This window comes from Sphingomonas sp. P3_C6, from assembly GCF_056402595.1.
The window spans coordinates 59,659-78,360 of sequence record NZ_JBFUHB010000018.1; the positions used below are offsets into that span (position 1 = coordinate 59,659).

Here is an 18,702-nt window from a genome sequence, read left to right on the forward strand (position 1 = left end):
GCCTCTCAGCGACCGGGTCGCGGTTGGGGGTTTGCCAGAAGCTGCACGAGCGCGGAGTCGGCGCGGCGTGGCCGGTCCTCGCCGCTGAACCGGACGCTGGTCGCGCCGCGCGCGGTCAGCCACGCGACCCAGAAGGGCTCGACGACGGCGGCCTGGCGGGCGAGCAGGTCGGGGCGGCGCAGCGTGACAATCTCGACCTCGACGCCGCTCAAGTCGGGCGCCGCCTGATGCGCGAGCGTCGAGCGCGCAAACGCCGCCGCACCACCGGTGTAGAGCGAAAACCCACCCGGCTGGTGCTCAAAGAGATCGGAGACGATCACGAGTCGCCGATGGCCCTGGTTGGCAGACCAATATGGCTGCCAGGTCGCAGCCGTAATCGACTCGATCAGCGGTGAGGCTGCCGATCCCGGCGCAGTCGCGATCCTGATCGCCGCGTCCTCGAAGGGGTCGCCGAAGCCCTTCCGCCAGCGGCGCTCCGCCCGCTCCGGCGTGCGGACCAGCATACTGAAATCCTCCCTATGCGGAGGGCTGCAGAGCGAGATCACCTCCCGAGGCTCGAACGCGCTCCCGCCGTTAATTGCGAAGAGGGTCAGCCGCCCGTGCCGTGGCGTAGCCTCCGCCTCTTCGCGCACCGCCTGCCGCAGGACGCCGGTCTGCGATGGCAGGGGGGCATCGGACATGTCCGCTAGGGCGATGGTCGTGCGCGGCGCGGCGGCGGAAGCGCAGGAGTCGCCCCCGACGCCCGTCCCGCTGCCGTTCGCGAAGGTCGCGACACCCCCGACGAGCAGGACGGCCGCGGTGCCCACGATCATCATGACGCTCCGGCGGTTGGCCTGGCGGATCCTGGCCTTGTGTAGCCTGATCATCTCACTGCTCCCGATTGGCGGCTTGGAGGCCGTTCAGCGCGTCGCGGACCAGTCGTTCGTCAGCGCGGCTCTGGATGCGGTCGACAAGCTCGAGGAAACCCTCGATGTCGGCGACCCGGCGCTCGGCGAACAACCTCTTGAGGCGGGTGACGAGGGCGCGGTTAGCATCCTGGATCTCGGCGCCCTGGGCGACGAGCTCGCCCAGCCGCTGGAACGCAGGCGTATCGAACCCGGGCACTTCGATGGGCAGATCCTGCCCGAAATAGACGGGGCTCTGGTCTTCGCGGATCCGCCTATTGGCCTCCTGAAAGCTGCGGACGAGCTCGCAGGCCTTGTCGGCGTCGGACTGCGCGTTCGCGGCGACGTGGATGATCGTCTGCTCCAGGTCGCCGTGCATGTCCCTGATCGTCAGGAGGCGCGCGCCATTGTCCACGTCGAGCGCGTTCAGCCGCGCATCGGCGCCGTCATAGGCCTCCTCGACCGCCGCGCGATATTCCGCCTTCTTCTCGTCATAGGCCTCCTCGGTTTCGCGGTTGGCCTCGGCGACCTCCTTGTAGCCGACGAACTTGTCGAAGATCTGCCCGCGCCCGCCCGCGCCCTTTGCCATCGACCAGAGGAAGATGCCCATGCCGGCCATGCCCAGCCCGATCGAGATCAACAGCTGGGTCAGCGCGTTCGCACCATCGGACTGGGTTTCCAGCTGGCTGCGCGCGACGCTGACCAGGATGTTGAACGCTAGGCCGACGGCGCAGCCGAGCGCCACGATCGTCCAGCCGAACTTGCGGGGCTTCTCCTGCGAAAAGCGCGTGTAGCGAATGCCGACGGCGCCGGTGCCGAAGCCGATGCCGACATTCACGAGCGAGCAGATGAACGCGATGACGGCGCCGCCCAGCAGCCCGTCGTCGCTGCCGGACATGAAGATCGGGCCGTTGATCATCGTTTCGATCAGCAGCATTACCATGAGCCAGCTCACCGGCTGCAATGGCGAGGGTGCGTAGGCCGCCTCGCGGGTCAGGCCGTGCTTGTCCTTGAAAATCTCCTTGTCGATCTTCGCGCTCCGCTCGGCGATGCGGGCGGAGACCAGTTCCTCACCATGCTTCATTTTCTCCGCGGCGGTGGCGGCCAGCGCCTCGGTCGCGAGGAGATCATAGTCGATGGGTTGCAGCGCATTCTGGTTCGCGGCCCGGAGGTTTCCGCCGGCCCGCTCGGCGATACCGAGCGCCTTTTCGCGGATCCCGGCCCTTGCCACATCGATATAGGCGGATTCGGTCGCGGAGTGTTCGGTGGCTCCGCTGGGCGGGCGGTTACGCGCGCCCTCGCGACGACCGCACTCGGCCGCCTCGGCGATCGTGTGCTGCCGATCGACGGTCTGGGTCGGGCCGTCGGGACGATCTCCGGCGGAGTTCGGGCGCCCGGGCTCGGCCCGAACTGCCTCGCGGGCAAGGGAGAAGACGTTATCGAGACGCATGATGTCGCTCCTGGCTGTGTTGACGCGAGGAGCTTGTCAGGTGAGGCGCGGGAGCACGATAAATGGCTTGAGACATGTCCGACATGTCCGCTCATTGTCGATGTCCGCGACGGATTGAGATCGGTTCATACCGACCATGTGGTCGCGTTTGGCGAGGCCTTTGAATGGCACCATAACCATCGAAACGACGAACTGGGCTTCCGCCAGTTACCGAGCGTTCGGATGATACAACGTGGCCTCTAAGAGCCTCCATCAGAGAAGCCCCTTAGCGGCCCATCGATTGTGCGCAGCGGCATCGCAATACCGACAGATAAAGCGCCGATGAGATCAGCTACCCGCATTTGGAAACTGAATTTCATCTAAAAGCAAAGATTTGGAGCGGGCACCAAGCACTAGTTTATGATATAACGATGTCAGTTTCAGTGACGAAACCCGTTGGAAATTCAACCCTATACTACGCTAGACTACGCTCCCTCACTCCCACTCGATTGTTCAATCGTCCGTAACTAACTGATTTAAAACGCGAAAATATTTTTGATGATTATCTGCCGCCAGCCGGGCCGTCAAAAAGCCAAGCTTTTGATTCTATTCGAGAATTTTGGCTGGTTTTCAGAAACCACCTATCGAAGACATTCGATACCGCTGATCAGCGAATCCGGCCCGAGGCTAGCCGCTGCGAACAAGGGCGTCAGCCCCGAAAATACCGTCCATCGACCGCATTGCGATGCTGATCCTCGCTAGCCACGATCTCGCCGCTTCTCCACCAATGATGGAGAACAAGTATGACGAAAACTCCAACCCGCATCCGCATTCTCATGGCGCCGGGTAGTGCATTTACGATGATGACAGGCCCAGCCCTATGCCGGCCCGGCCACCGTTCTGACGGGCTGACCCCCGATGATCAGACGGCAGGAGCTTCGACTGCTCGTTCCCCGAGGCGCCGTGTCGATGGACACGGTCGTCGAGGTCGCGGGGAGGAGCGGCACGCTCGGCGCGCTGCACAAGGCGCTTGCCCGCGGCCCGGCTGGCGCTATCGCGGATAGCCGCAACTACTGTGTCCCGCCTGCTTGCCGACGGCGCCGTGCTCCGCCTTTCGCGTGGCCTCTACCAGCTTGCCGATGCTGAGATCGATATCAACCACGATCTCGCCGAGGCTGCGAAGCGCGTACCGAAGGGAGTTGTTTGCCTCACTTCCGCCCTCGCCTATCACGAACTGACAGATCAGATGCCGCGCAAGGTCTCAAACTATGTAGCTGATCGCCCGCGTCCAGTATTGGCAAGCGACAAGCACCTGAAAGCCGGGCTGTTGCCTAGTGACCGGACGTTGTCAGACTTCCGACACGCCGGTTCGACTGTTTCGGTTTTCATCACCGTCTTGGAGGATGGAGAGGAAAGGGGTTCGCGCGACTGTGTCGCTACGGGCGTCATTGCCTAAACGCCCCTTCCGCGTTGTCGTAAAACTCAACCCGGGCTGATCAAAATCGACATAGTCTGCTAGTTTGCCGACGGTCCGAATAGCAAGGTCGAGATCGATACCTTGCGTGCTCAGGCCCTTCTTCTGGACGAGGTTGCGATAGCCAAGAAGACGGTCGACGACGATCCGCAATCCGATCGAGCAGATCGGCAGTCCTCGATTTAGGAAGCTACCAAACTCTTGGAGCGCTTCGTCATGCCTGCCGAGCCGTGCGAGAAACTCGCCGAAGATGGCCTGTGCATCGCTCGGCGCTTGAGGCGACCGCGCCAGTTGCTCGGCGAGATGGATGTGAATGGACCAGTCGACATTGGCGTGTGCCCGTTCGCCACCGGTATCGCCGACCAGCAGCAGCGCATAGGCGCCGACCACGCCCGCGACTGGGCGGAGGTCGTCGGCGTTGAAGAGCCGCTGCCACGTAGGACCTTGGCGCTCGACGAGTTGTGCAAGCTGGCTGACCCGGCGCCCGCCCAGGTAGCCGAACAGCAGATCCGCATCAGGATCCTGCAACTCGAATCCCCAGTTTTCCACGGGGCCCGCGAAGGAATAGGTCGCTCCTTCGCTGAAGCTCACCGGCAGCGACAAATTTACATCGGCGATCCCAGGCCGTTCGATGCGCAGACACCGATTTTTGCGCTCGTCGGCTCGGAGCGCCTCGATTTTCACCGAGCTCTCTTCTGCGCCCTCCTCCAAGAGAGTGCTTTCGTCGCTGTCCCAGTCGAACCTGACGAGCTGCCAGCGAGGTCCCGCCTCAGACGACCGAAGGGTGTCAGCCGTCGCGAACCCTGTAGAGAATGCCGGCCCCAGCCGGCGAGTGCCGAGACCGGGCTTGAAGTCGAACCAGTTTGGTGACGCGGCCGCACCGAACACATCGGAGCCAAAGTCGGGGCCGGCAGCCACTGCGGCGTCGCCACCGAATCCACCTCCGGCGGGGCCACCGAAATCGCCTGGCGCAGCCTCGATGGCTGGACCTGGACCGTCTTCGTCACTCACGTCGATGAAACCCGGCGCGGCGAATGGATCGGCATCTTCCGAAACGTCGATCGTGTTCAGCTCGACCGGGTCGACATTTCCTGTCGCTTGGAGCTCGAACGCTGCTTCAAGTTCCTGGCCATCCGGCAATACCGATTGAGCGGCATACCAACCGGGTGGGAGGTCGATCGACGCGTCGAGCGTCGTACGTTTGACGACCGCGAGCTTGGCGTTGCGGATGACGATCGGCGCCCCCCGATCGGCCCGGCGCGCCAGGTCCTGCGGTACGGAAAAGGTGAAGGTTCGGTCAGCCATCGCCTACACCATCTTAACCGGCCAGATTCGGCGTTGCTGGTTCATCAGCCGGGAAAGTTGAAGTCGCTCCGCGCCACTCTGCGCCGTCAGCTGAAAGATGCCGGCTTGGGCTTTGACCTCATAGGGGTGGTTCAGGCCGGGTGCGGGAAACGCGCCCTGAAAACCACCATCGGCGCGCGTTAGCGTGATGCTGGTGGCTGCGACCTGCTCCTCAGGACGCACCTGAACCTGGAAGCTGATCGACGGCGGCTGATCGAGCCAGCGGAACACGACATTGGTGAAGGTGACGCCGGTAGCTGGCGCATATTGGCCCGTCGCCTTTGCCGCGAAATAACCCCTCAGCGCATTGTCCAGCGTGAAGCTGGTCACCGGCCATCGTTCCTGAGGATCCTGCAGATCGCTGTCTTCTGCGCCGCTTTCGAAGGTGGCCAGCAGCGCCTCGGCGAAGTCCGTGCGCTGACCCGGCGTGCTAAGCGCGACCGCCCCCGGGTAGCTCGCCATGAAGGCAGGGGTGGCGCGATTGTCGACGCCCTCTGCCGGATCCCAGATGTCGCTCGGCTTCGACCGGAAGAGATCGGGATCGGTCACGTCCTGGCGGCAGCTATCGATGAAGTAGAACTGATCCCGGGCGATCTTGGGTCGGTCTGTCTGATCGGGACCCATGCCTTCGAGGACGTTGGAGAAGCGGCAACTTCGTCCAAGAATGGGCCCCAGGGGCTGAGCGAAGTCTGCGAGAGTCAGCAAGGTCGCGCCGAACTGCTGGATGCCATGCCCGCCGAAGTAGAAGAATGTCGCATCGTCGGGGCTTTTGCTGGCGGCCTCGCGCCAGGCATGCGCCTCAGCCTCAAACTCGTCGAACGTCGCAGCGGCTGGCGCAACGTCGATATAGCCGGCAACGTCTGCAGGTGCTGGCTGAAGCGTGCCTTGTTCGAGTGCAGATGGCGATAAAAGCAAGTGGACCGTCCCGAGCGGCGCCGCCAATGAATCCGCGTTGCGGATGAGCCAAACGCCGATGTCCCACGCGCTCAGCGCGGGTGATGCGAGCTTGCGCAGTCCGTTGCTGCGGGACGTCGGCGGCTGGCCGCGGTCAGGCAAGTGCGTGTAGTCACTCACGCCCACCAGAAAGGCGTGCGTCATCGGCTTTCCCGCGAGCGCGTCCCGACGATCGAAGACGAGGGTCATTGACCGTACATTTGTCTGATTGCCGCTTTGTCGCCGTCGCTGAGATGGTCACGTTGCCCCACCTGGCCACCATACGGCTGGAGCAGCTCGATCGTGGGCTGCCCATCGACCGAGAAGGCATCGAGCGGATAATGCATGATCGAGCCCGGATCATAGGCGCCAATATCGAAGCCATCGTTCAGGCGCTGGAAGAAGTTGAACTCGCGTCCCTTCTGAATGCGCTCGAAGCGGATGCGGACGTTGAGGTCTCGATCGATCCGGCTCTGTTCGTGCCACATACCGAGCGTGTGACCGATTTCGTGGATGCAATTTCCTTTCGTGCAGCCATCCCCGAGAACCAGCTCCTGCATTCCGCCGCGCATGCCAACGGTCGAGCTGCAGCCGTTGCCCTTCACGAACCGCACGAAATTGTCATGGGCGCCGTTGCCGGCGACCCGTTCCTCAAAGGAGATGCCGACGCCCGCGTTGGTCCAGTGACGCATGGCGTCCTCGACGCGCTGCGCGTTGGGCAGCCCATCGTCGATCTCGAAGATGACCTTGCCGTCCTTCCAGCGGAAATTCTCGCCGACCAGCCCGAAGCCTGACGTATCCTTGGCGGGGTCCAGCACTGCCGGCGTGTTGCGCGCAAGCTCGAAGCTGTCGCGCGCCTCGCGATCACTGCCGAGAATGATGCAACCTTCGGTCAGGGCCCGGCCGTCGACGACGGTGTACTGAACCGGCCGCGCCGTCTTGCCGACGATCGCGACGGTCGTGAGGATCTCCTCACCGCTCATTAGTTCGGCATTGTCGCTCATCGCGGTACTCCTCACTTCGGCTCGAAGGGTTGTAGTCGAAGGATATGCGGGTGATTGTCGTCTGGGCGCCACGGATAAACGACGACGGTTCCCGCCAGCGGTGGGCCGTCGCCTTGGCGATAGGCCCGCGCAGAGAGCGTGTAGTCGCGCTTGGGATCATCGCAGGTGGGCGAAACGTCGAGGACGAATGGCACGCGGCCTTCGACGCCGCACAGACGCGTCTCGGCGATGGTGGTTGCGCAACCGTCTTGGTTCGTGATGTCTTCGAGGCTCACCGCAACGTCGACTACGCCTGTTGGCGGTAGTGACAGCGTTCCGGCGATAATAGGGGCCATCACGGCTGCGTCCGTGTGACTGTCATACCGAGCGATTGGCTGATGCCCGTCGGCGTGAGCTTCGTCAGCCCCTCGCCGGCGAGCGGCAGGCCGAACCCCCAGAGCAGACAAAGCAAGAGGTCTTCGGGCTTGCCGAAGCTCGGATTGTTGATAACAAGTACGTAGATGCCGACGAGCGCTGTAAGCAGAGTAAACAGCGACCAGCCGGCAACGTTCAGCAGTACCAGCTGAAATGACAGCGCTTCTGAGCTGTAGGCGATGCCAGGACTTACCGTATCCGCAGCGCGGCCGTTTTTGTCAGCCTCGGCGTTGAGCTTCCCGGTCATGTCGCTAAGAATGGCTCGGACGGCATTGGCGATATCATCGCGCTTAGTGAGATCCTGGGTCGCAAGCGCGTCAAGCCGGCCGATCGCTGCCTCCACGATATCCAGCTCTGCCTGCGGCCGTCCCTGCCTCGCCTCAAGGAGCGCCTGCTGGATGCCCTGTTGGAAAATGATCGTCAGGCTTCCAACGGTGTTGGCGCCCGCGGTCAGAAACGCCTGATACCCGCCCTGTGGCGGCACGAGATCGGGCGGTGCCGCCCAGAATTGCAGCACCGGCGGGAGGAAGCGATCGATGTCTTGCAACGCGGTCCTGGCGCGCTCGATCGCCGGCTCGAGGTGAGTGAATTCAAGCCCGATCTGCTGCTTGACACCCTCAACGGCGGCCTCGAGGCCCGTAATCTGCTCTTCCAGGAGCCTCACGGGACGCAGCAACGCCTTGCGCTCCGCGCTCTGGCGTAGCCACCGCACGACGACGAACGATAGTAAGACGCCCACGAGAATGAGCACCCCACCGATCACCTGCCTGGTGGTGTCGCTGACATAGAAAGTGACGTCGAAGCTGTCGCCTGCCGGTTTCTGGTCGGCAACGAGGCGAAGAGTGCCGGTATATTCCCCCGCGTCGGGCACTATCGCATCGGTTGCGCGACGCACCCAGAGATCGTGCATGCGATTGGCCGCGAGGTTCAGCGATTTGCCGTCACATGCATTCGATCGGGTCGAGCAGAGAAGAAACGCAGGTTCGACGACCCGAGCGTCCTTGGCAACGAGTTGGGGTGCCATCAGCTGGACGCCTGTTGCCGGCCGAGCCCCTACAAAGACATTGATCGGAAGTGGGCGCCTGCCGTCCCAGCGCTGCGGCTTGAGCGACGTAACCGACCAGGCAAAGTCGCCAGCGATGCTGTTGTCGAGCGAAAACTCCAGGCCTTGCGTATGCCCGCAATAGGTTGCCTTGAAATAGCGGGTCGCTGGCTGGGTGACGGTGGGCATAGCCTTGACGTCGACGGTCACTCGCCACGTGCGACCGGTCGGCGTCGCCCAGCCAGCATCGGCGGTCAGGGTCAGGTCGATGTGCGGCGGATCGGGAACGTTCGACGGCGCGAGAGCAAGTTGGCACGACTGTTTGGCGAGGTCTCCAGTCAGCTTCAGGTCAAACCCGGCCGTACCAAGATTGAGTCCAGCCTGGAGCTTGAGCGCACCGCGCTCGACACTAAAATCTGCGGTCGGGGCCGGCGACGCGCCAGGTGTGGGCGCCGGCGTGGGTGTAGGCGAGGGTGCTTGAACTGGTGCCGGGGCGGGACGGGCAGGCGTGGTCTCGGCGGTGGCGCTCGCGGAACTGAGAAGGGCGGCGGCAAGCACCAGGGTCGCTCGGATCATGCCAGCAGCTCCCGTCGAATATGGTCGCGGCAGACCGGGCAAAAGGATGCGGGCGTCACTCGCATTCGGCAGATCGGTGACGGGCGGAAGCGGTCGTCCGGACGATAGCGGGCGCCTTGGAACGTCCCGACTTCCTCGGCACCATGACCGGCCTCTTGGCCACGAAGCGCCGTTGGTGAAGGAGGTGCCGTCGCGGTCGCGAGAAGATGCCAGCTGGTACGCGCCGGGTCTGCCTCCCTGCTGACGTTCGGTTCAAGCGGGTCGGGCTCGCGAAGGTTGACCGACGTGTCGTATTCGTCGGCCAGTCCGAACGCATGGCCCAGCTCATGGATCGCGATGCCCTCCCATCGCTCTCCCGGCGCCCCGGTCACGGTGGTCCATGAGGGTATCGTGCGACCCTGCCCGCCAGCGCCCGCGCGGAGGCCGCTATTGACGATGACCAAGATCTTCTGCGGGTCGAGGTCAGCCTTTCGAACGAACCTTTTCACCCGCTCGCCATCGCCCTGCAGCACGCGGTCTGCCACGCGGTCATCGGTCGCTCCGAACAGACCTGAAAAGTCGTCCGATGCCCAGAACAGCGCCTCGATGCCGAAACTCACCTCCGGATCGGAAAAGGGCGCCTGCTCTGAGATAAGCGCGTGCAGCGCGGCGGCATGGTCGAAGAACGCCTCGGCGTCACTGAACCGCTCGGCAACGACGGCCAATGTCCAGCGCCTGTCTGCTTCTGGGAAGCTTCGGCGGGCGTCCGGAGGGCGCGGGCTCGGCTCGGTCACGTCACCGATCGCGAACTCCTCGACGTTGCCGCCGCGGCTCACCCGGATGCTGGTTGTCTCAGGCGGCACGTCTACTTCGAACGATGTCGGTGGCGTCACTGGCGCCCACGTTAAACCCGCTTCAGGTCCGCGACCCTCTATAAATATCGTCTCAGGTGCCTCAAGTGCGACGGGTGGGGCGATCGGGTCTCCATTCGCGTCGAGGAAAATCACGGTCAGCTGGTCGACGCCGGCATCGGCCACGCCAGCGTCGCCAGGGAGCGGCTCTGGCACAGGGATCGAAAGACGTGCTTGTCCCATCGCCTGCGCTCACCTGCGCCTGCGCGTTGATACAAAGATCGCCAAGCCAAGCCCAACCACACCAGCGATCAAAGCCGCCAGCGCGATGGGATGAATGGTGTCCGTCTTCGCAGCTTCGGCAGTCGACGCCCCTGTCGTACGCTCGACGGGGTCGCTTTCGGCGATGCCGGCATTCGTCACCGCCTCGGCGACGGTCAACACCTCCTGGAGCAGTGCACGCACGGCGGCCTCCCCCAGATTCTGGGCATGCAGTTTTTCGACGGCGGTCCGCAAGCTCTGGGCCTGATCGGGAGAGAGGATCGGCGTGGTGCCGCCCTGCGTCTCGTTCAGCTTCTCACGTCGACGAGCGAGCCGATCACGCTTGTCCCGGATCTCGTCGAGCCACGCGTCTCGCTGCTCGAGGCTGATCTTGCCAGACGCCTCGAGCGCGCGGGCGTGACGATCGGCCTCGACCAGCGCGTTCATCTTGAGGGCAATCAGCTCCAGCTCGTTCATGGTAGCGTCCTTATGCCTGCTAATGCCGAGCCGAAGCTCGACGTCTCATTTCTTCTCGGCCTCCGACTCCGCCTTGATCTTGTCCAGTTCGTCGCCGACGCTCTTCGCAAAGCTGAGCAAGTCGCCGGCATTCATGCGCCTTGCCCCCGTCAGCCGATCGAGTGTCGCAATCGCTGATTTAAGATCCTTGGTGGCGACCGGGTTCTCGCCGATCGGAGCGACCGCGGGCTCCGCTAGCGGCGCGAGCGGGTCCGCGAGAATCGCATCATCGCGGTCACGCAGTAGCGTCAGACGGCGAAGCCGATCTCCGTCGTTGCGCAACTTCCACTCCCGTTCCTGCAGCTCGACCGCCTCCCGATCGACCAATGCCTGGCGTTCGAGGTCCGCGTTCCGTTCGGCGAACCCGCGGCGTTGAAGCGCCATCCGCCGTTCAAGAGCCGGCGCGGACTTCTCCAGCTGAGTTGCGATGGGCAGCGCGGCCCGCGCCACCCCCCGAACCGCCCCCGGTCTGGCACACCCCGCGATCGCCAGCGGCGCGATGACAGCGAAGAGAAGTACGCGCATCTCAGTTCGTCCCTGCGATGGCGGCGAGTCCCGCGACGTTGAGGAACCGAGCGATCGTGTCAGCCCGGATCCCGCCCTCCCCATAGGCCTTGAGCTCGGCAGTCGCGGGTGTGAGCGCCGCATAACCAGCCTCGACCGCGGCGCGCTCGCGGCGCGACCACATCTCAAACTCGATATTGTCCATGCGGAGGTCGATCACCTCGGCCGGCACCCTGCCCCGCTCGACGCTCGTCGCGTAGAGAACGACGGCCCGATCAGGATTCGCGGAAGCGCCGTGCAGTGCCGCCAGCGACTGGCGCGCCAGAATTCCTTCAACGGCAAGTGCAGCTACCTTCTGGTCGGCTAGCGCCTTCAGGCGCTGCAACCGTTCCGCCTCGATCTTTGCCGTTGCAGCGCGCATTCGCGCTTCGGCCAATGCGACCAAGACCCCGGACGTATCCGGCAGTGTCCCTGCCCGCACTTGAGCCAAGGTTTCGAGCGGCCCGGCCGACCGGACCAAGGCGGCAACGATCGTTGCAGCTTGGCCTTCCGGCGGCTTGGTCGGCGTGGCTACCGCCTGCAGAAGCTCACCGAGCCGGTCAGAGCGGAAGTCCTGCGCGGCTTCGGCAGCGGCAGCCCCAATGCCGCGCGACGCGTGAAACTGGCTAGCCGTGTCGAGGATAGCTCGAAGCGTCGCAAGAACCGTTGACAGCGACGCAGGCTGGACCGTCTCGCCGGCCTGGGTCTTGCAGGCCGATGGCGCCGCGTCGCCAGTAGGCGTCGCGGCGCTCAAACGGCCTGTATCGTTGGCAGCAACCGCCTTGAGAAACTGATCTATCTGCGCAGCTGCCGCCGCGATCCGGGCCGTCGCATCTGGCGCGGCCGCCTTCTCCTTCTCGCAGGCGATGTAGCTCTCGAGCGTTTTCAGCTCGCCCGCCACAATACCGACGGCCTGTTGCTGACGTGCGACGGCGTCGCCAAGCTGCGCGACCTGATCCATCGCCTCGCCAATGTCGCCGCCGATTGTGAGCGGCTGGGCGGTGGTACCGGTCCAGCAAGCCTTCACCCGAGCAACGACCGCTAGCAACGTCCGCGAGATCTCATCGATGCCACAGGGCACCGATTCTATCAGCCGTTGGTAGCCTCTGCGGGCATCCAGGCAAGGGTCGAGGACAGGATCGCCAGTGTCGACTTCCCCGGCTGCCGGCGGCCGCTTCTCGTCACACGTGACGGCGGTACCGCCTCGAAGAAGAGCGAGCGCCGAAGCGCGGCGAAACTCGCCGCTACGGCGGTCGACCTCAAGACGGGTCAGCCGCAGTTGACGAAGATCTGACTCGAAGCGTGCCTCAACGCGCGGATCAATCGGAGTTCCGAAGCCCGGACGTGCGGGGGCGAGGCTTGTGCCGCTGCCGATGCTCGCAAGGCGCGCCGTGAGGACGGCATCCAGCGTCTTCGTGTCGCCAGCGATTTCACGGGATAGGACGGCATCACGACGGGACAGCAGCCGGCGTAAAACGGCGGTCTGCTCACGTTGCATGGCGGCCTTGAGATCAACGTCGTGGCGATCAAGTGCGGCGAGATGAGCGGCTCGCGCTGCCTCGACACTCGTGGCCAGGTTTGCGGTAGCCTCCTGCTCGGAGGGGCTATGCAAATAGATTGATTGCGCGCTTGCGGGCGGCGCGAGCAATCCAAGCCATATCGAAATAAGCCAAATGCCGACGATCAGCCCGGGCCGCATCCCCCACCCTCCAATGATGACTAACTCACCGGCTGGTACGCGCCTCTGTTCTTCATGATATCGATGTGAACGAACCGTTTCAAGTTACCAAAGGTGAACTTTCAGCGTGATCCGGACGCGACCGGCTACATTCCCATAGTTACTACCGTATTCTCACGGCCTGACTACAGCTTGCACAACAGCGGCAAACGTCGCGCGGCGTCGAACGGTATCTCGTGCAACGCGCCCGAGGCGATGCCGCCAGCGGCAGGTGGCCGTCGATCTCGTCGATGCCGAAGGGCAGGAAGTCGTGACGCGCGCCGGTACCTTCGATCTGCGCGATGCGAGCGCGCAACTCGTCAAGGACGGCGGTGGAACGCATAATGGCATACAGACTCAACTGCGGTTGATTAGTTCCCCATATGTTCCTTTGTCGGCGCTGCTCTGTCAAGGTGCGGCCCCAGGCGAATCGACCAGATTGGCGCGATAGCGCGCGGAACAGTATGGGAAGTGCGCGATGAAATTTATTTCCGCCGGCGTGTCCGTGCGGTCTGCCGGGTGGTCCTCCCGCCGACCGGGAAAGACGGGCCATCCGGTCCTCCGGTGGTTGCTTGCGCAACCCGCTGCTGCCCGGCCCCGGAAAGGTCCGCCAGGCAAGTGTGCCGGTCCACGATCCTGCACCTCACAGGGGCGCAAACGCGCCTCCAACACGAACTTCCTATTTCCGGATCATAAGGGAATAAAGGTGGGAAATCAGAACACCAAGATGCACAAACCCGGCCACCATGGCCAGAGCCACTACGCCAAAGCCCAGGGTCAGCCCGTCTTTCGCTTCCCAGACACAAGAGCGCTCCGCCGGCTGCACCGAGAAAAAGGTCGTGAATGCCTCGATGCCGCTACTTGCAAATACGTGACACTCCGGCCCCCTTGTAAACCAGAAGGCAAATGTAAACGCCACAAGCCATAGCATTACGCAAACAATGAACCGCCAGGGCGTGGAAATGATTCTCTCAAGATACCAACTGGCCACACCCACAATCAATTTGAGTACTAATAGGTCCGCCTTCTTGCCCAGCCATGTGGATTTCAATAATTTATCATCGTAGTCATAAAGAGATATTTTGCGGTTCAGAATCCTGATTTTCGTAAGTACGAGATGTTCCTCATCAAACCTGTTGTTCTTCTTTAGAAGGTCGATCAGGCTACTGCATATTGCGAGTGCAGCATTCGCTGCAGCCCGGCGCTGGGTGTGAACCTCGCCATGATGCCTGGTGACCTCGAGGGTCGCTTCTTCAATCTCCCGTAGCCGCGCTCCGAGTTCGATATGGTGACGCATCCCCAGGAAACTGCATTCAGCAAGCACCTCAAACTGATGTTTGAGAGACAGGGCATCCAGGGCCATTGTCGGGGTTCTTGTCGCAAGCAGCTCAAATGCGTCAGTGGCGAGCACCGCGCCCCGACAGGCAGCGGGAACGGTATTGCAGTTCGTCACCATGCCGCGGGCGCGTCCGACGAGTCGTTCGGCAATGAGGAGGATCCTGCCATGAACGGCATGGCCGCTCGCAGGCTGCGTAACCACGTCCCCCGATGTCGCCCGGGTCTTCCGGCTGGCGAGCAGATGACGCCCCAGTGCCGCGACACCAGTGATCGTACCGCGCCAGGTTGATGCCGCGAACTTCGCATAGCGCGCCGGGGCGGGCAGGTAAGGTGCGATGGCGAAGCCGTCCACCGCCGGCAGACCTGCCTCACGCTGCACCTGAAAGATGCCGCCAAGAGGCTTCTCTAGACCGCGTGGCTCGCCCGGCGGGGAATCGCGGCGTCGGTCGTGTCCGGGCGCCGATGACGGTAACGGATCGCGCACGCCACCACTCGTCACCCGAACGCGCGGTGCTTCGGCCAGCCAGGGAAAAGCCTGATAGCGCCGATGGATACCCATCTCCTGGCCATCGTCGTCAGCAAACTCGACGCAGACATCCTCGAACACGAGCGCTGGCAGGGACGCTCCCGCAGGAACGACCTGTTGCATACCCCTCAGACTGGTAACCGCGTCCGCGAGATAGCCGAAACGGTATCCAATATAGGCGTGTAGCCAAGCATAGGCGCTCTCTTCGTCAATCGCGATCATCGATGCGCGGCGCCGGACGATGTTTGCATCCTGCCGCGGATCGGTCACGAGTGCAGTGCGGATCCGATCGCGCAGGCCAGTCCGATCGAAAATCGGCGGAAGGTTTCCGTCGAGAAGGGCAATCCGGTCACGAAGCGCTGCCGGACCCCCCGCAAAGTTGAGCGCGAGCCGTGTCACGTCCGTGTCCGCGGTGCCAGGTCTGGAGGGATCTGCGTGGGCGAGAGAGCTGGAATCGCGCGTGCAGAACAGCCAGTTGATCTCCGGATACGCCAGGATCAGCATGCCGATCACGGTGCTGTCGCCGTGATGGTTGATAGGGCTCAGATGATCGAGAGACGCACCCTGTTCCAGGTCTACATACGCGACCACATGAGGAATCTTGTTGTCGCCGAAGCGGTTCTCCAGCACTTTTTCAATCCAGTCGGCAACGATCTCGAACCGGTCCGCTATGGCCGAGTCCGCCCATAACGGGCTCGTCTGAAACTGCAGGACATCTTCCCGGGGTATGAACAACGAACCGGTGAGCCAGGCGCTTAGTGTGCTCGCCCCATGTGGATCATCAAGGATGACCAGATGCAGGTCGCGGCGCATCAGCCGGCGATCTTGCGGATGAGGGTTGCGATATCTTCATTGCCTTCCCAGCCGGGGTCCCCCCAGGGTCCGCTCGTCCAGCGCTTGACGAGGTCACTGAAGCCCTTCGCATTTGCGGCTTTATACTCGGGATACATGAGCCGCATGAATTCGGCTTTCCAGGAGGATCCCTTGTATCGTTCGATTGCCACGCGCGCTTCCAGCGCCAGTGATAATTCGGCCTTCAGGCGAGCAGTGCTCCACAGCGCGATGTCGTCGGGGATCCCCGTCTGCGCCGCCGCTCCGACAGGCGCCTTTTGCCCGTTCCAGACGAAAGGCGGAAGGTCCGAGATATCAATCAGCCGGTCCCGCGCCATGAGCAGCGCCCGTTCGACCACATTGCGCAGCTCGCGTATGTTGCCCGGCCAGTCATGTGCGCACATCGCCGCGATCGCGGCGGGGGCAAAGTGTCGCCCGGGATACGAAGACCATCCTCGCGCCAGAAAAAACCTGACAAAATGGTCGACGAGGATCGGAACGTCGTCCAGCCGGTCCCGCAATGGCGGAGCCTGCAACACGACAGACGCGATCCGATAATAGAAGTCCGGCCGCAGGCGATTTGTCCGCAGCAATTCGTCAACGTTACGGTTCGTTGCGCAAACCAGCTGAAACCGGCTTCGAATGTCGCGGGTACTGCCTACGCGGCGAAAGGTGCGATCTTCCAGGGCGCGGAGCAACTTGCCCTGGAGCTCGAGCGTCATGTCCCCAATTTCATCAAGAAAAAGAGTACCGTCGTCAGCCTCTTCGATGAGCCCCCGCCGCAGGTCGGTCGCACCGGCGAAGGCACCCTTCTCGTGTCCGAACAGTTCGACATCGAGCAGTGACTCGCTTGTACTGGCGCAGTTCTTTGCAACGAGCGCACCGCGATTGCGGGGTCCCTGTCGGTGAAGCGCGCGCGCGACAAGCTCCTTTCCGGTTCCGCTCTCCCCGACGATCAGAATCGACGTCTCTCCACCAAACGCCACCCGGGTAATATCGGCCCTGAGCTTTCTCATTGGGCCGGCGTTGCCGTACAGCGTCAGGTCCGAAGTCGGCTCAACGAAGAGTGAGATGAGGGCCTGAAGGCGGCGTGCTGCCGGCGCCTTCTCGACAAACTCGTTCGCCCCCAGTTCCATACATCGGACAACAAGCTCCCGATGGCTCTGGGAATCCAGGGAGGTGAGCATGAGCACGGGCAGCACCGGAAATTCCGTTCGCAGCGCTTTCAATATCTCCAGCCCCAGCCGGTTCTCGCAAGGGCCAAAGCTGATGTCCAGCAGGACAATCGCCGGTTTGCAGCGCCGGATCGCCGAGATCGCGGGCTCAACCGCGTATCCCTCAGGCGTCTCGGCAGATTCCTTCACCCAATGGACCGGCAGTTTTCCGTACGTCTCTTCGATCATCGGATCGGAGAGCCGTCCCCAGAGATCGTCGATCACGAGTACGGTTGGATATTCGCGCATTACCGAAAATACTTCCAAAAATGTCGACCGCCGACCTGGATGCCAGCGAGGAAGTCCGAAAGAGCCAGCAGACCCGCCCAGAAAAGTGTCAGCTCATCGCGGCTCCAGGAAACCTCCGGGGAGCCGATCCTCCGTATCACGACGTCGATGTCCGATAACCACTTCTCGATGGTTGCATCGTCGGGAAATTCATCCGTCGTTTGTACAATCGACAGGGTGCGTGCGGCCTCGACGAGGCCGCGAATTGCAGAAGGGGCGTCCGCGTGACCGTCGACCGGCTCCCGCCAGGCGCGCTGCGCGAAAAGGACGCTCTGCGGCCTGGTGATGGTCGCCTTCCAGTTGTCCGTGAGCCTTAGGGCCCGGTCAGCGACCGGGAGTCGCTCGTCCGACCAGAGATCCGGAGGAGAGGACAGGCGATTCAACAGTCCGCTTCGCAGCACGTAATGGCTTAGATGCGCTCGTTTCTGCTCGAAAGGGGCGTAGGTCATGCAGCGCTATCCGCCGAGAGCGGTGATGGTGCGCATCCCGTCCATCGCCGTTGCCAGATGGTTACGGACAGTCTCCACTTCTGTCACGACATCCCGACAGAGCTGCGCGAGGAGCGGGATTGCCGAATGCTTCTCGATCTCCATGCCGACCTGCTCGAGAATCAGGCTGAGAGAGGCTTTTTGATAAATATTCAGCCATTCAGTCGATTGATATCGATGTGTCCGCAGCAAGCCTGGTGACCCTCCAGCGTGGACGATCTCCCAGAGCAGCCGCAGCCGGCCGCCGGTACCGCCGGCGCATCGTTCAAGGGAACGGGCCGGGTGCAGGCAATCGACCACGGCCTGCCACTGCAAGGCGTAATTCCGCTCGGGGTCACGCGCGAAGGCCTGGGCGCCTCGTAGAAATTCATCCTCGACCTCCGCGTCGAACAACTCCACGGATTCCGGCGAGAACAAGGTCGAGAGTTTCTCGAGGCAGCTCCTGAGATCATCCGTCGCACAGACCATGTCAGGAAAAGCTGCCGGAACGCCGTAGCGAACCATCGGCCGGATGACCCTGGCCTGGTCAAGACCCCCGGCCAACGAACAAGCAAGCGTCTCGCACGCGAACGGGATGAAACGGAGGTCGCGGTCGATCTCCCGCAATGAGGCCAGATTGTGCGACTTCTCAAAAATCAGGTAGTTCAGGATGATGGCAAGTTCGAGTTGCTCGTTCACGCCCCCCCTGTGGATCGACCGGCAGTCGATGAGGCCGGGCACGACCTGGGGGTTTTCCGAGAAGATGACGGCTCTCGCCCAGCTGACGCAATGCGGTCCATCTTCGCGAAGGCGCATCAGCAGCTCGCCACCGCCCCTTGGATTTCTGCCGAAATTTGAATCTGTGATCACATACCAGGTTACGTCATCCCGGCGAGGGACCGCCAAAACCACCTCGCGGACCCTGGAAAGGCATTCTTCAACGCTCGAAAAGCCGCAGATGCGCTCCACGCGGTCGAATTCCGCGGTCTGGCGGCCCACTACCCATCCCGGAGCATGCCAGAACGGCGCGGTCGCCGAATCGTCGAGAAGGAGAAGGTTTCTGACCATGCC

Annotated in this window: 15 protein-coding genes and 1 pseudogene; all 16 read right to left on the reverse strand. The window is 62.8% G+C overall.

Translation table 11 applies throughout. From position 1 onward, the window contains the following. Positions 1-5: 5 nt before the first annotated feature. On the reverse strand, positions 6-866 hold the full coding sequence (locus AC1DT7_RS16595) for a hypothetical protein (protein ID WP_478037141.1): 861 nt from the start codon (positions 864-866) through the stop codon (positions 6-8). A 1-nt stretch (position 867) separates the two neighbouring features. Further along, positions 868-2,334 (reverse strand): hypothetical protein, encoded by a 1,467-nt coding sequence (locus AC1DT7_RS16600; protein ID WP_478037142.1) that lies wholly within the window; start codon positions 2,332-2,334, stop codon positions 868-870. A 1,327-nt stretch (positions 2,335-3,661) separates the two neighbouring features. Next, complete coding sequence (locus tag AC1DT7_RS16605) at positions 3,662-5,092, reverse strand: hypothetical protein (RefSeq protein WP_478037143.1); 1,431 nt, start codon at positions 5,090-5,092, stop codon at positions 3,662-3,664. Between the two features lie 3 nt (positions 5,093-5,095). Continuing rightward, on the reverse strand, positions 5,096-6,274 hold the full coding sequence (locus AC1DT7_RS16610; protein WP_478037144.1) for a caspase family protein: 1,179 nt from the start codon (positions 6,272-6,274) through the stop codon (positions 5,096-5,098). Next, on the reverse strand, positions 6,271-7,068 hold the full coding sequence (locus tag AC1DT7_RS16615; RefSeq protein ID WP_478037145.1) for a M12 family metallopeptidase: 798 nt from the start codon (positions 7,066-7,068) through the stop codon (positions 6,271-6,273). Before AC1DT7_RS16615 ends, AC1DT7_RS16610 begins: the two co-directional genes overlap by 4 nt. An 11-nt stretch (positions 7,069-7,079) precedes the next feature. Then, the gene (locus AC1DT7_RS16620) at positions 7,080-7,403 is read right to left on the reverse strand and encodes a YbaY family lipoprotein (RefSeq protein ID WP_478037146.1); all 324 of its coding nucleotides are present in this window, start codon (positions 7,401-7,403) and stop codon (positions 7,080-7,082) included. Next, positions 7,403-9,100 (reverse strand): hypothetical protein, encoded by a 1,698-nt coding sequence (locus AC1DT7_RS16625; protein ID WP_478037147.1) that lies wholly within the window; start codon positions 9,098-9,100, stop codon positions 7,403-7,405. Before AC1DT7_RS16625 ends, AC1DT7_RS16620 begins: the two co-directional genes overlap by 1 nt. Then, on the reverse strand, positions 9,097-10,116 hold the full coding sequence (locus AC1DT7_RS16630) for a M64 family metallopeptidase (RefSeq protein ID WP_478037148.1): 1,020 nt from the start codon (positions 10,114-10,116) through the stop codon (positions 9,097-9,099). Before AC1DT7_RS16630 ends, AC1DT7_RS16625 begins: the two co-directional genes overlap by 4 nt. Positions 10,117-10,182: 66 nt before the next feature. After that, the gene (locus AC1DT7_RS16635; RefSeq protein ID WP_478037149.1) at positions 10,183-10,668 is read right to left on the reverse strand and encodes a hypothetical protein; all 486 of its coding nucleotides are present in this window, start codon (positions 10,666-10,668) and stop codon (positions 10,183-10,185) included. 45 nt (positions 10,669-10,713) lie between these two features. Further along, complete coding sequence (locus AC1DT7_RS16640; protein ID WP_478037150.1) at positions 10,714-11,232, reverse strand: hypothetical protein; 519 nt, start codon at positions 11,230-11,232, stop codon at positions 10,714-10,716. Position 11,233: 1 nt separating this feature from the next. Then, complete coding sequence (locus AC1DT7_RS16645) at positions 11,234-12,949, reverse strand: hypothetical protein (RefSeq protein ID WP_478037151.1); 1,716 nt, start codon at positions 12,947-12,949, stop codon at positions 11,234-11,236. A gap of 209 nt (positions 12,950-13,158) precedes the next feature. Then, positions 13,159-13,310 (reverse strand): annotated as a pseudogene (locus tag AC1DT7_RS16650) (damage-inducible mutagenesis protein); the annotation flags it as partial. Between the two features lie 336 nt (positions 13,311-13,646). After that, positions 13,647-15,644 carry a hypothetical protein gene (locus AC1DT7_RS16655; RefSeq protein ID WP_478037152.1) on the reverse strand — a complete coding sequence of 666 codons (1,998 nt, stop codon included), beginning with the start codon at positions 15,642-15,644 and terminating at the stop codon, positions 13,647-13,649. Further along, positions 15,644-17,125, reverse strand: a complete 1,482-nt coding sequence (locus tag AC1DT7_RS16660; protein ID WP_478037153.1) for a sigma-54-dependent transcriptional regulator — start codon at positions 17,123-17,125, stop codon at positions 15,644-15,646. The genes AC1DT7_RS16655 and AC1DT7_RS16660 overlap by 1 nt, the downstream gene beginning before the upstream one ends. Next, positions 17,125-17,613 (reverse strand): hypothetical protein, encoded by a 489-nt coding sequence (locus AC1DT7_RS16665; RefSeq protein ID WP_478037154.1) that lies wholly within the window; start codon positions 17,611-17,613, stop codon positions 17,125-17,127. The genes AC1DT7_RS16660 and AC1DT7_RS16665 overlap by 1 nt, the downstream gene beginning before the upstream one ends. Positions 17,614-17,619: 6 nt before the next feature. Continuing rightward, a complete protein-coding gene (locus tag AC1DT7_RS16670; RefSeq protein ID WP_478037155.1) occupies positions 17,620-18,699 on the reverse strand; it encodes a hypothetical protein in 1,080 nt (359 codons plus the stop codon). Positions 18,700-18,702 lie beyond the last annotated feature (3 nt).